The 12,833-nt window shown below is 60.2% G+C and carries 13 protein-coding genes and 2 pseudogenes; 4 read left to right on the top strand and 11 right to left on the bottom strand.

Translation table 11 applies throughout. The annotated features are described in order from the left end of the window. Nucleotides 1-18: 18 nt before the first annotated feature. From NGM29_RS10720 to NGM29_RS10730, 3 genes are all read right to left on the bottom strand, one after another. Nucleotides 19-999, bottom strand: coding sequence for a sulfite exporter TauE/SafE family protein (locus NGM29_RS10720; protein ID WP_254156126.1), 981 nt, complete (start codon nucleotides 997-999; stop codon nucleotides 19-21). Between the two features lie 2 nt (nucleotides 1,000-1,001). Next, nucleotides 1,002-1,148 carry a DUF7512 family protein gene (locus tag NGM29_RS21465; protein WP_425499260.1) on the bottom strand — a complete coding sequence of 49 codons (147 nt, stop codon included), beginning with the start codon at nucleotides 1,146-1,148 and terminating at the stop codon, nucleotides 1,002-1,004. Nucleotides 1,149-1,236: 88 nt separating this feature from the next. Further along, nucleotides 1,237-2,670 carry an FAD-binding oxidoreductase gene (locus NGM29_RS10730; RefSeq protein ID WP_254156128.1) on the bottom strand — a complete coding sequence of 478 codons (1,434 nt, stop codon included), beginning with the start codon at nucleotides 2,668-2,670 and terminating at the stop codon, nucleotides 1,237-1,239. 149 nt (nucleotides 2,671-2,819) lie between these two features. Here NGM29_RS10730 and NGM29_RS10735 point away from each other — a divergent pair, with 149 nt between their 5' ends. The 3 genes from NGM29_RS10735 to NGM29_RS21470 all read left to right on the top strand — a co-directional run bounded on the left by NGM29_RS10735 (nucleotide 2,820) and on the right by NGM29_RS21470 (nucleotide 5,647). Next, nucleotides 2,820-3,731, top strand: coding sequence for a helix-turn-helix transcriptional regulator (locus tag NGM29_RS10735; RefSeq protein WP_254156130.1), 912 nt, complete (start codon nucleotides 2,820-2,822; stop codon nucleotides 3,729-3,731). Between the two features lie 161 nt (nucleotides 3,732-3,892). Beyond that, nucleotides 3,893-4,651: an HNH endonuclease gene (locus NGM29_RS10740; RefSeq protein ID WP_254156131.1), complete on the top strand. Its 759-nt coding sequence runs from the start codon at nucleotides 3,893-3,895 to the stop codon at nucleotides 4,649-4,651. Nucleotides 4,652-4,846: 195 nt separating this feature from the next. Continuing rightward, nucleotides 4,847-5,647: an arylamine N-acetyltransferase family protein gene (locus NGM29_RS21470; protein WP_425499135.1), complete on the top strand. Its 801-nt coding sequence runs from the start codon at nucleotides 4,847-4,849 to the stop codon at nucleotides 5,645-5,647. A gap of 9 nt (nucleotides 5,648-5,656) precedes the next feature. On the opposite strand, the pseudogene NGM29_RS10750 reads toward NGM29_RS21470, so the two are convergent. The 4 genes and pseudogenes from NGM29_RS10750 to NGM29_RS10765 all read right to left on the bottom strand — a co-directional run. Then, nucleotides 5,657-6,070 (bottom strand): annotated as a pseudogene (locus NGM29_RS10750) (IS5/IS1182 family transposase); the annotation flags it as partial. Between the two features lie 150 nt (nucleotides 6,071-6,220). Further along, nucleotides 6,221-6,532: a HalOD1 output domain-containing protein gene (locus NGM29_RS10755; protein ID WP_254156134.1), complete on the bottom strand. Its 312-nt coding sequence runs from the start codon at nucleotides 6,530-6,532 to the stop codon at nucleotides 6,221-6,223. Between the two features lie 39 nt (nucleotides 6,533-6,571). Next, nucleotides 6,572-6,955: a DUF7344 domain-containing protein gene (locus NGM29_RS10760; protein ID WP_254156135.1), complete on the bottom strand. Its 384-nt coding sequence runs from the start codon at nucleotides 6,953-6,955 to the stop codon at nucleotides 6,572-6,574. 94 nt (nucleotides 6,956-7,049) lie between these two features. Next, nucleotides 7,050-7,508, bottom strand: a complete 459-nt coding sequence (locus NGM29_RS10765; protein ID WP_254156136.1) for an Lrp/AsnC family transcriptional regulator — start codon at nucleotides 7,506-7,508, stop codon at nucleotides 7,050-7,052. A 466-nt stretch (nucleotides 7,509-7,974) separates the two neighbouring features. Here NGM29_RS10765 and NGM29_RS10770 point away from each other — a divergent pair, with 466 nt between their 5' ends. Next, nucleotides 7,975-9,207 carry an MFS transporter gene (locus NGM29_RS10770; RefSeq protein ID WP_254156137.1) on the top strand — a complete coding sequence of 411 codons (1,233 nt, stop codon included), beginning with the start codon at nucleotides 7,975-7,977 and terminating at the stop codon, nucleotides 9,205-9,207. 215 nt (nucleotides 9,208-9,422) lie between these two features. Here the strand turns inward: NGM29_RS10770 and NGM29_RS10775 are convergent, their stop codons facing one another. The 4 genes and pseudogenes from NGM29_RS10775 to NGM29_RS10790 form a co-directional block, all read right to left on the bottom strand. Further along, on the bottom strand, nucleotides 9,423-10,190 hold the full coding sequence (locus tag NGM29_RS10775; RefSeq protein ID WP_254156138.1) for a hypothetical protein: 768 nt from the start codon (nucleotides 10,188-10,190) through the stop codon (nucleotides 9,423-9,425). A gap of 2 nt (nucleotides 10,191-10,192) precedes the next feature. Next, the gene (locus NGM29_RS10780; protein ID WP_254156140.1) at nucleotides 10,193-10,963 is read right to left on the bottom strand and encodes a hypothetical protein; all 771 of its coding nucleotides are present in this window, start codon (nucleotides 10,961-10,963) and stop codon (nucleotides 10,193-10,195) included. Between the two features lie 79 nt (nucleotides 10,964-11,042). Then, entirely contained in the window at nucleotides 11,043-11,399 is a 357-nt protein-coding gene (locus NGM29_RS10785; protein ID WP_254156141.1) for a 2Fe-2S iron-sulfur cluster-binding protein, read from the bottom strand. Nucleotides 11,400-11,403: 4 nt separating this feature from the next. Next, a pseudogene (locus NGM29_RS10790) lies at nucleotides 11,404-12,816 on the bottom strand (selenium-binding protein SBP56-related protein). Nucleotides 12,817-12,833: the final 17 nt, after the last annotated feature.

The raw sequence follows: 12,833 nt of genomic DNA on the forward strand, positions 1-12,833 counted from the left end.
GTACCGGTAGTTAGTGAGTCAAGGGTGACCCACGCTCTCGATTTTCCTGAGCGCAGCAATCGACGTGCGGACAATCGCACCACTGACCAAGACCGCGGTTCCAAAGATGAGGACTGTACTCACGGTTTCAAGCAGTTCAACGCCGTACACAATACTCACCTGCTTACTTGCGGTGGCGACACCCCCTGAGAGCAACATCACTGCGAAGCACCCCTTGATGTCAGCCTCGTTTACCAGCTGCGTCGCACTCACACCGATACGAGCGCCGAGCGCGCTCCCGCAGAGTAACGCGGCGACAACGGGAATATTGACGGCGTTCGACTGGGCGTAGACGAACGTCCCGAACGCACCCGAAACCGAGATCTGGAGGATGCTGGTCCCAGCAGCAATTGCAGTAGGAATGCCGAACCCGTAGACCATGACGGGGAGCAGAAGGAATCCCCCACCAACACCGAGACATCCAGAGAGAATGCCGATGGCCGACCCAACGACAAGGATAACCCACGCCGAGACGGTCGCACCGCCAGGTAGCGCCACCATCGGTGGGAGCATGATGGCATGAACCCTGGAAGCGACTCGGCCCGTGCTCGCATCTGTACCGCCAGTGCGGGCATCTCGGAGGACAGAGAGGCCGACGACACCAAGAAGTCCGACGTACGCCACGCTGATGACGGCGTCAGCGCTGCCGAGATCCGCAAGCAAGAATACGACCCGAGTGCCGACCTCGATACCGAACGTCATTCCGAGAATCATCACCGCCGCCAGTGTGTAACTGACCTGGCCGTGATCGCGGTGTCTGAGTGCACCGATGACACTGGTGCCGAAGACGAACGCGAGTCCGCTCCCGACGGCCACCGGTGCCGGATATCCGACCACCAACAGTGCTGGCGTCACGAGAAACGACCCGCCCATCCCGAAGAAGCCGAAGAGAATGCCGATGAGCAGGCCGAATCCGACGAAGAGACAGATCATCGAGATACCGAGGCCGAGGAGTTCCATGGTCAGGTTCTCACGAGGATTTCACGGGCGGCCGGGCTAGCAACCCGCGCCAGCGCCCCGTATCCGACGTACAGCACGAGTGCCTCCACCAGAACGAAACCGACCGTAGCAGCAGCCTGCCCGGACTCACTGAACACGAGATCAACCAGTAGAACGCTCAGCGGTAATACCATTATACCCAACAGAACGACCCTGGCTGTCGATACCCGCCAGACTGCCACGGATTCGTCGTCTTGATCACTCATGGCATTCCCCGCCGTCGGTCTGAGCGTTTTCGGACGGCGTGATATTCTGATTAAGACTGAAGAGGTTGGTCGGATCGTACTCGTCCTTCAGCGCAACCAACCGCTCGTACGTTGGTCCGAACGTGGACCGCATCATGTCCTCGCCTTCCTTGAGGAATCCCGGAAAGTTGAGGTAAACCGACCCGTCCGAGAACTGCCGCATGTCGTCGAGACAGTCACGCACCCACTCGAGATTCGCATCGTCGTCCACCGGGTGTTCCCAGTTCGCTTCGACGCCCAGCAGGAAGGGCGCGTGCCGCCCCGCGAACGCACTGTCCTCGAGGCCAACCTGGGCGATTGCGCCATCCAACTGCCAGACATCCACTGTCGAGAGCGGTGACGGTGATACATCGGACCAGTAGACGATTCGATCGATGGCGGACTCCGATAGGCCATCGAGGTACAGCGACTTCCAGTAGTAGCGCATCCCGTCGGGGTAATCCTCGTCAAAGAGTTGCTGGAACTCCACGTACGGCATCGGTCCGCTGAAGTCGGCGATCGGCTCGGCGATCTCTCGCAAGGGTGCCAGTGTGCGTTCGCCGTCCGCGACCGAGCCCGCATAACAGCCCGCGATTGCTATTTTGGATTCGTGCACCGCGTCTGTTGGGAAAAGGTCCTCGTCGGGCATCATACCGGACAACGTGAGCAAGCTGACTTCCGGGGGCGCATCCGCGACGTAGTCGCGGTAGGCTTCCAACACCTCGACCATCCGGTCACCCGAATAGAACACGAGACAAATCGCCACCTCAGGTCCGACCGGGTGGAGGTCGAACTCGAAGCCGGTGACCACCCCGAAGTTGCCGCCGCCACCACGGAGTCCCCAGAAGAGGTCCGGGTTCTCATCCCCGCTGGCGGTCAGGTACTCGCCGTCCGCCGTGACCAGATTTACGGATGCGAGGTTGTCACAGGTCAAGCCGTACTTGCAGCGAAGATGACCGATGCCACCACCGAGCGTCAGTCCCGCAACCCCCGTCTCCGAGACGGCTCCACCGGGCGTTGCCAGCCCGAAGGCCTGAGTTTCGCGGTCCACGTCTGCCCACGTGGCACCGGCTTGGACCCATGCCGTCCGTGCGTCAGGGTCTACCCGTACACTTTGCATCTCGGAGAGGTCGATGACGAGTCCGTCGTCGCAGACAGCGGTTCCAGCGACGTTGTGGCCACCGCCACGTACCGCGACCAGGAGTTCGTTCTCGCGCGCGAAATCCACCGCGCTGATGACGTCTTTGACGCCTCGACATCGGGCAATCAGGGCCGGACGCTTGTCGATCATCCCGTTCCAGACCGAGCGCGCATTGTCGTAGTCAGCGTCGTCGGGACGAATCAGATCGCCGTGGAATCCTGCTTCGAACTGTTCGAGCTGTTCGAGAGGGATAGCGTGTTGTGCCATACAAAATCATAGGACAGCACAGCTGTTGGCCTCACCTATCGAGTAGGGTTCGGTATCGAGAGCACCGTTTCAGGCAGTGAGACGAATTCCGTAGCGCGTACGGGATAGAGTTACAATCAGTGACAACCTCTATCTAGCGAGTGAGTCACATGGGGCCTAACCAAGACGACCGATTGGATGACGATGGCCGTCCGCCACCTGGCTCGCCGGTCTTCGAGGCTATCCTGGAAAATGAGCGAAACCGCCGCTATCTCGGCAAGCGCTTGGGCGCCGCGGGCGATCGCATCGATACTGAACTCCTCGGAGACATCGTCAGACACGAGCCCGTCCTCGAAGCGCTACTGGAAGAACCGCTCGATCGCAGAGAGATCGAACAGCGACTCGACGTTTCGCGGGCAACGAGCCACCGCTACACACAGTGGCTCAACGAGCACGAATTCGTTGAGAAAGTCGATGGCCGATTCCAACTGACCTGGCGCGGCGAGGTTGTCGCAGAGGAGGTGCTCCGGTTCGAAGCGAACATCCAGACAGCGCACAGACTGACCCCGCTTCTCGACGTAATCTGTGAGGACCACCGGGAATTTGTCGTCGAACCGTTCGTTGACGCGACGATCACCGTCGCCAAACCTGACGATCCTTACAGGCCGGTTGAGCGGTTCATCGCACTTGTCAACGAGTCGGAGACGTTCCGGGGGTTCAATACGACGCACATGGCCCCGCTGGTCCTCGGCGAGTTCCACCAGCGGGTGTTCGACGATACCGACACCGAAATCATCTATCTTCCACAGATCGTGGAGAAACTCTTCGAGACGTATCCGGAACGTGCCCAAGAAGCGATCGATCGCGGGCATCTGACACTCCGGACGCGTGATGAACTGCCGTACGGCCTCGCTCTCTTCGACGAGCGTGTCGGTATCGGCGGCTACGATGAAACCACTGGCCTCATGCAGGTGTTCGTCGATACGGATTCACCAATCGCGTGTGAGTGGGCAGAGCGCGTCTACACGTCGGTCAGAGCAGATTCCAACCCGCTCGATGAGAGGACGGATCTGACTCTGTAGTATGCTCTCGGTATGGGCGGAAGAACTCGTCGTACATTCCCGTTACGCCACCACGACTGCGACACCTGCTAATTTTTCAAGTATGTGTCTTGTTTACAGGCCAAACGTCGAAACGGCACCTCGATAGAATCTATTTTGCTAGGTTGTGAGAGCGGGTGAATATGCTGTACGATGACGCGATCATTACGAGACTCGAGGGCGAGGCGTTACACGCCATGGAGGACCTGATAACGCTCTGTGAGGGCTGTCACTCGTGGTTTCACAAGAAACCGACGGGCGACGAGTTGCCGCTCGGACTGAGCGACGGTGATCGACGAGCGTTGTTGCCCCACGATTACCTGATCTTGCGGGTGCTCGTCGAGTCAGGCCCGTGTTCGATGAGCGATTTGCAGGAGGCGATGGCCGTGATCGTATCGCCATCGACCGTTCGGGAACGCACCTGGCGGCTGATGGGGCTGGATTACGAGGTCTTCTCGCGCGACCAGCCGCTGGTCGACCAGGATACCGTCACTGGTAACTGGGGGCTGGCGACCCAGGTCTCGACGTCGGAACGCGGTCGCATCCCCAATGACGTTAAATCGGTGGTGCAGCGCGTCCACGACGAACTCGTCCGGCAGGCGCTGGCGTGTGGCTGTGATCGGGCGACTGTGAAGGACGTCTTCGGGATCGCCAGGCGAACGACGTGGAACAAGCAGTACCGAGCGCAGGCCTACGACTTCCCCATTGGGGCGTTCGAGCAGGGCACGACAGTGTCGACTGGGCAAGCAGCCGCGATTGAACGGAATGTGAACGAGGATAGCATGTCGGCGGACACCCAATCACTCGACCTCGGCGAGCCCGATGAGGTCTGGCCGCCGTCGATGGCCGGTGACACTGGCAGTGAGGAGGTGATGGCTGAGGGGAGCGACGAGACCGCTTAACGGCGCGCATTGCTCCCTCAACTGTTTAGAGTGGGAAGAAGACACTGCAGCGGCCCTCATATGTCTCTATCGGGAAGTCGCACGCGCTTCGATAACCCTCCCAAAACGACAGAAAACCATTAAGTAGATTGTCAGTAATGTGGCTGGCATGGATCGTCAGCAAAGCACGCTGCTGAACGAGGCCTCGATCCGCGAATGAACGCAGACCGCTATCGTGAACGAATTGGCCTCGAGGAAGTCGCGACAATCGAAACTGATCTCGACACATTGCAGACTGTCGTCTCCGCACACGTCACCAGCGTACCGTTCGAGAATCTCGACATCGTCGGACATCCCCACGGCGATTACGCAGGTAATGGCGTCTCGCTTTACCTTCCCGACCTCTATGCAAAGATCGTCAATCACCGCCGTGGTGGGTTTTGCTTCGAGATCAACGGACTGTTCAACTGGTTCCTCACCGAACTCGGATTTGATGCTGACCGCTGTGCCGCTCGCATCGGTGGCGACACTGATAGCCTCGGTCGCCCACCGGCGAACCATCATACGAACGTCGTCCAGCTCGACCGCGACTACCTTGTCGATGTTGCCACTGGCACGCCACAGGTACGTGAACCGATCCCGCTCGACGGCACCCCTATCGAAGACGCTACTGGTGTTTGCTGGCGTGTCCTCCCGAGTGAGATGCCGCTCGCTGACTATACCCTCCAGAAACGACACCCCAATGCCGACGACTGGGAACTCCGCTATCGCTTTCAGCGCCAGCCACGAATGCTCAACTACTTCGAAGCCACGTGTGACTTTCTCGCCAACCAGCCAAACGGAACGTTCACCACAGGCCCGATTATCAAACGATCCACGCCGACTGGATGGGTCAGTCTCGATGCCGATACGCTTACTCGAAAATCAGGTACTGAAAAGACGGAGACTGAGGTGAGTGCCGATGAGTGGGATGAAGTCCTCAAACGAGAATTCGATATCCAGCTCAGACCATCCTGAGCATCGTCAGCGTTGCCTGCTCGTGTGGTGTTTCGAGGCGTGACTGCGGCCAAATTCGGATTCGGCCATCCCGACGACACCATTTGTCAGAAGAGGGGACACACAGAGTTTAAGAAGCACCCGCCAAACAGCCATCTCAAGCCGAGAAACCGCTTTGCATAGCAGTAAGAGAGAGAGAGAGAGAGAGGCAATCCCCAAGATTAACCACCTCTCCAAATTTGGAGGCATGTTGATGAGTTCGTCAAGAAGCGTTCGATAGGTCGTATTCTTGTGAACGTTGAGACAGAGCAAGACGAGGCGCTGATCAACTGTGTGGCGTCGTTTTGAGACTATTGAGGAAGGCCGTGGGGCAGCTCGTTGAGCCAAGTGAAATACCTGCTCAACGAATCGTAGTAATCGTGACTTCGAGAAGACCGTCGTCAGTTTCACTACTGCTGAATCTGAAATCTCCGAGGATTTCAACAAAGTCGCTCTTCGTCAGTTACAGTGTGTTGAACGACTCCGCGGACAGTTGGACGACACACTTTCTATTCAAGAGGCGCCTCTCGGCTCTCCAATGAAAGAAGAGGGCGCTTAGCCGATAGCATCGGTGTCAGACACACGGACAGTAATAATCCCGTCACTGCAGACAGTGACCAGATTTCCACAGACCTCCGCGCTGACCGTGACGGTACACTCGTTCGCTATCGCCGATGCCATAATTTCATTGAGTGCTTCAGTATCTATCTCATCGTAAATCGGTTTGAGCTCTGTTACCTCCACCCTTTCAAATTGGGCAAGTGCGTCAGCAACGGCGTTCACCGGCGGATCGTCCGGCGAATAGGTTATTCGGATTTCATCCTCTTCACTGCCGCCATCTGAATAATAACCGTGTGAAGTGTCCATTATCTTACGAAGTACATACAGTCGAGAAATCTAGAGCCATCACGCCTCAGCACTGGCCAGTAGCTGCCCTAGGAGAGAGTCAATGCGGTGTCCATCCTGATATCTGACCGTCTCCCGTTCCCAATCGATATCGACTACTCCGACGTCGGAAAGCATTGGGAGATGCCTATGCAAGAGTGCGATCTTCACGTCATCGCTGGTTAGTTTCTCGGGGTCGTCAGTAAGGAGTGTGTCACACAATTCGTCGATAGTCGCGATGTTGTCGTTCTCCCGTGACAATCGCTGAAGCAGGCGCCGCCGCGTGGAGTGAGCCAGCGCTCTGAGGGACTTATCGAGTTCGTCCTCGGATCCTCTCGCGATGTGGTAGGGAGACTCTGACATTGGCATTCCGACCTCATCGAAGAATATGGAAGCGACCGGCATTATTCATTTTCGTGCGTTCGCAGGCAGGTCCTGTGAAACAATTCAGCCACGTAAGTAGCCACCCCTGGTTTGTACACAACGTGGTGGCTCACCATCATATCTCGATCTCAGGATCGAGAAAGGCCAGTGGGTGGTAATATTGGTTTCGGATCAAGACTTCATCACTGATCGACATGCCCAGTTCAGACAGGTCCGTGACGACCCTGGTGATGTCGTCGTTGGACCGACCAACTGCTTCAAGCCGAATATTATTTTGCCCAGCCATCAGTTCGCGGACGTTCACCACACCTGGGATGTTGAGCGCCTGTTTAGCGAGGGCTTCCCGTTCGACGATCGGCGCGGTGCCGGAAATCGAGATATGTAGAGGGAAGCCTGCCTGATCGTAACTCAGCGTGGCGAGGTAGTTGGTGATTATCCCGTCTGCCTCGAGTTGGCCGAGGCGGTTGCTGACAGTGCTCGCTGTCACGCCCACCTGCTCACCGATCTCCCTCGTGGTCGTGTTGCGAGCGTCCTGCTGGAGTGTGTGTAAAATCCCCCTGTCAACGTCATCCAAGATGGATCTCGACATGTGGTAACATTAGACATGGAATGCAAAGTAAGTTCACTGTCGGTGCAGAACAAGGAAGCCGCTGAGGACCTTGCCGTATTCAACCATGTGTGAGGATCGTGATACCTGTTCAAACGTGAAACGGCTCTTCTGTCGCTGTTACGTCCAATCCGATTGTACTAAAGAGGTGTACCAGCGGTGTCGACGAAACACCCACTCGTGGTGAAAATCAGCCTCTGGGTGGTCAGTATATGCTCTGCATCTCGCACGAACCTATCGACAGCAAATCGATAGCTCGCTACACCTCTGCAAGACACAACGCGAATCAGTCATCCACCAGTTGTCATCGAACTGCACTTCGGAACGGGAGGACGACCGAGTGGATCGTGTCCAGACGATGTGAGATATGCGTCGAGCGTTAAATCCGTAATAACAGACTATACGTGTCGGTTCTCCGTTCGCCAGTACAGGTATGGACGGAGGCTCCGGTGATGGTGTCCGAGGGGCCGTCTCCGGAGAGATTCTGAAGTACTACGTATACAAGTCGACGAAAGCGGTCGAGTTCTATCGACCGATCATGTATCTCTTCTTTCTGGCTCAGGGGCTGACGTTCACACAGATTGCGATTCTGGAGGCGCTCTACAACCTCACGACGCTGTTTGGAGAGATACCAACCGGGTACGTTGGCGACCACGTTGGACGACGCAACAGCCTCCTCATCGGGACCACCCTCATCTCGTTAACGCTCCTCGGAATCGGACTGTCGAACTCGTTTCTTCCGCTGGCGGGCCTGTACGTCTGCTGGTCGCTGGGCTACAACTTTCGTTCCGGGAGTGAAGACGCGTGGCTCTACGACACGCTCACCGACGACCTCTCGGAAGACGAATTCGCTCGCGTTCGTGGACGCGGCGAGTCGGCGGCGTTGGCCGTTGGCGCCGGTGCGGCGATCCTCGGCGGGTATCTCGGAAGTATCGACCTCTCGTATCCGTGGTTCGTCGCGGCGGGCGTGACGAGTCTCGGAGTCATGGTGCTGCTCACGCTCGGCGAACCGGAGACGTACACGGAGACCGATACCGAGGAGCTGAGTCTCCGCCGGACGGTTGGTATCGTGAGGAGGGTCCTCGGTCGCCGTCGTCTGCGGGCGTTCTTGCTCTACTACTACGTTTTGTACGCCGCGGTCACGTATCTCGTGTTCGTGTTTCTCCAGCCGATTTTCGAGACGGTGGTTCTCGACCTCGGCATCGCTCAATCGCAGGTCGAGGCCCTGCTGGGATGGTTCTATGCGGCGTACAGCCTCGTCGGCGCCGTACTCAACTACTACACGGGGCCAATCAGGGAGACGATCGGACTGCGAACGTGGTTTCTCGTCCTCCCGTTCGCCGTCGGTGGCGCGTTGATTGGAATGTACTTCGTACCGCTGTTAGCACTTCCGACGTTTCTCCTGATTCGGGGGGTCTCGGACGTCACGCGCTCGTTCGCCAGCCAGTACGTCAACGATCGCGTGGAGACGCTCGGTCGTGCTACCGTCCTCAGCGCGATGGCGATGGTCAGCGGACTCGCCGTGGTCCCGTTCCAACTCGGGAGTGGTGTCGTATCCGATGCCGTCTCTCCGCTGTTCGCGTTAGGCGTCGGGGGTGTCGTTCTCGTCGTCGGGGCGGCGACCATCCTCCTGTGGGAACCCCCTATCGGCGACGAATCGGTCTGACACCGAGTTCCACGCTGTGAGAGTCACACAAATCACGGGTCTAACAGACATTTCGCGGGGGACGCTACGGCCAGAGTGCGATTTCATTAGTGAATACATCCACTGTATCTTGCATAACGTCTCTGACAACAGTTCGGTAGTTAGTCGGGTCTCTGCAAGATACAAGCGCGTACCGTCATGCGGGATCCCGCACTCGATAGGAGAGACGGTCGCAGTCAAGAGGTGTCGTTCGTCCAGCCCCCTTGTAACTCCTCGACGGTCCGCTCGTATTCCTCGGCGTCCAGTATCGTCGCGTACGCACCGCCGACGACGAACACGGGGCGAGCGGGAAGGCGTGCCTCGCCGAAGGTCGGCGTCTCCGGCACTGTTGCCGAGTTCCCGAGGTCCTCGTCGCCGAGTCGTGCGCTCCCATCCACGATCGGAAACAGCATCCGCGTCAGGACGGTCGCTTCTTGTCCGTTGGGGACGGATGTCGCCAGCGTCACGTCGCCGAGATCGAAGAGGCGGTCGGCCGCAAGTTCGGTGAGCTGGACCGCCGGCCACGACCGGAGCACCGACTCCGGAAGGCGCCGAGTTAGCGTGTTCGCAGCTCGAACGACCGGGCCAGCATCCATGGATGCAGTCCACCGCAGTTTCGGGTCCGACACCTCGATGACGAGGTCCGCGGGCCCCGTCCACTCGACCGAGACGTCCGTCAGCTGGGCGTGCTCGGTCGCCGCGCCCCAGTAGCGCGGACAGGCGGCGTCGAGCCGCGGGCCATCCACGTAGATCGACCACGCGCCGTCCGGTGACCGATGCCACACCGACGTGTACGGCGCAAAGTCGTTCTGTGCGGCGACACGCAGTGCGAGTATGTGGCCCGAGTCGAAGGGGTGGGCCATGATGCCCCACCCGTGGATGCGTTCGTGACCGGGGAGCGGCGACCGTCGAGTGTTCGGTCGGATGCGCCTGACAACAGACTCGACATCGATATCCGACAGCACGGTCAGCTTCCACCTCCGACGAGCGTCGGTTCGTCCGCGACCAACGAGCGTTCCGTCTCGCTCACGCCGACGACCAGGAGCGCTCCGCCGACGACGGCGAGTGCGAGGGTTCGGACCGGCACGGGGACGGCGTCCGCGGCGCCGAGGCCCGCGGCGGTTCCAGCGACGAACCCGACCTGCACGACGGTGATCGCACCGACGGCTCGGTTTCGACGCAGACCGGTGGCGTACAGCCTGCCGACGGCGGCCGTCTCCAGCACGGAATGGCCGGCAACCGCGACCGCGCCGAACAGTCCGACCGCAGCGCCAGCGCTGTAGAGCGTGCCCAGGACGACGCCTTCGAGCACTCGGTGCGTGAGAATCGCCCCGAGTGTGAGATCGGCGTGATTCCCGCACCCCTCTCTCGAACCCACCCTCCTGCTGGCGACCAACAGGGCAATCGCTGCCCCGATGGTTCCACCGGCGACCGACAACCGGAGGTCGACCGTCGCCGTCGGAAGGAGGCTCGCCGTCCCCAGACCGACGAGCAGGAGTCCAACAGCGATACCCGAGCCCCGGGTGGGATTCTCCGACACCTGCCGCCTGCCGTAGCGAACGATTGCGACGCCACCAGCGAAGCCTGCGAGCGTTGCCAGCGAGAGCACAGCGATGAGCGCGGTAGCATCGGTGTGAAACCCGCCGCCGTGTCCTAGCTCGTGCGCGCTCGCATTTGCCGAGACTGCGACCAGCCCTCCCACGCCGACTGTGAGAGGGGCGGCGGAACGAGCGTTCATCGCGCCGCCTCCCGCTCCCCGGGACCGTTGCGACGCGGCTCGTCGCCGGTTAGGGCTTCCCGCGGTCGAGACTGGTCGGTCACTTCCATGGGTTCGACACCAGGTCGGTCTGTACGCCGACCTCGATCCGACAGTCGGCCCGTGGCTCGGCAATGCATAGGAGGGCGTAGCCGTCGTCGAGGTCGCTCGGTTTTAACCCCCGTGGCGGACGGCTGTGCTCGATCCGACCGTCGAGTACCCGTCCGGTGCAGGTCGTGCACGCTCCGGTGAGGCAGCCGAACGGGAGGTTTACGCCGGTCCGTTCGGCTGCAATGAGCACCGTCTCGTCCTCGCTCGCGCGGACGGTCTGCTCGCGGTTGTCGCGCCACTCCAGCGTGAGGTCGTGGGTGGCGGACCGCCCCCGTGTAGGGCGACTGCCGTCATCTGGCGCGGTCATCGGATCACTGCCACACGTCGCTCGTGCAGTCGCCGTCCGGCCACCGGATCTCGTGGGCGCGCGCCGGCCCGTCGGGGAGATCGCCGAAGTCCACGAGGAACTCCTCGTCGAACGTCATCGCCCCTTTCCGGGGGTTCACGTCGGCCTTCAACATCACGGAGCCGCGCTCTTTCTCCTCGGGGAAGAACCCGTCGTCCCAGGTCGAGTAGAGCGACGTCGTCCAGTAAAGGCGCTCGCCGTCGAGGCTCAACTGGAGCATCTGCGGGCCGGCGACAAGTTCGCGCCCCTTCACCTCCCGGATGTCGCCGAAGTAGCCCCCGATAGAGATTGTGTCGACCTCCCGGGGGCTGGCGGGGTCACTGATGTCGTACATCCAGACATCGCCGTGGAGCCAATTCGAGCCGAAGAGATACCGGTCGTCCATCGAGATGACGATGTCCGTTGGGAGCGCCGGAACGGGCATATCCCAGTCGGCGTGCTCGCGTGCCTCGAAGTCGATGACCTTCTCGGCGCGGTACTCGCCGTCGGCTCGCGGCTCGTCACCGCTCGCGTCCGAGGCTACAGCCTCGCGGTCCTCGAAGAAGTGGAAGACGTTCGAGGACAGCGCCGCGTTGACGTAGCCGTGAGTGGACTCCGGGCTGTGCAGGAACCGGGTCTCGAGTGGCACCATGCCCTCCTCGCCGAGGTCGATGGTCTGCTCGACGGTACCGTCGGACCAGTTCCAGACGTGGAGCCGGTGTCCGTACTTGCCGGCCTCGACGTCCTACATGAAAAAGCCGGGCTGATAGGTCGACGGCGCGGCCCACTCCGAGGAGACCATCACGTCGTGGCGGGGTTGGTACCAGAAGTCGTAGTTGAGCTCGAGCTCGCCTGGCGGCTCCCACCGGCCCTCGATCTCGAAGTCGTGGTTCAGCTCAAGGAATCCACCGGGGAGGTCGCCATCCGCGTTCCCGGTCATGCTGAGTAGCATCTTGCCGTCGGGAACGCAGTGGACGGTGTGTGGTCCCGAGAGATCGTACTCGCGGATCGCCTCCGGCTCTATGACCGTCGCCAGTGATGGGTGTCGCCGGTTCTTGGTATCGAGCACGTGGATGCGTCCGGAGCGGTTTCCTGGCACGACCACGTGACGACGCTCCAGCCCGTCGACGTGGCACGACGACGAACAGGCGTTCCAGCCGAAGTGGTGTAGTTCGTCGCCCCTGGCCGGCATCTCGACGCGGTCGATTACTTCTTGGTACGTCTCCGACGCGGGGTCCACGTCGACGACGCCGACGAAGTCCGGGGCGTCCACGTCGCTACCGGTGTACAGCCCGACGACGTAAGCGACCGTCTCGGGCGTCGATTCCTCGATGGCGGCCTGGGGCGTCGTGTACCCCGGCCCGTCCGTTCCGTGGTGGTAGTGGTGGTCTGTCGCCATGGCAGCTCTCCGAGCGA

Source organism: Natronosalvus rutilus (assembly GCF_024204665.1).
Taxonomy (GTDB): Archaea; Halobacteriota; Halobacteria; order Halobacteriales; family Natrialbaceae; genus Natronosalvus; species Natronosalvus rutilus.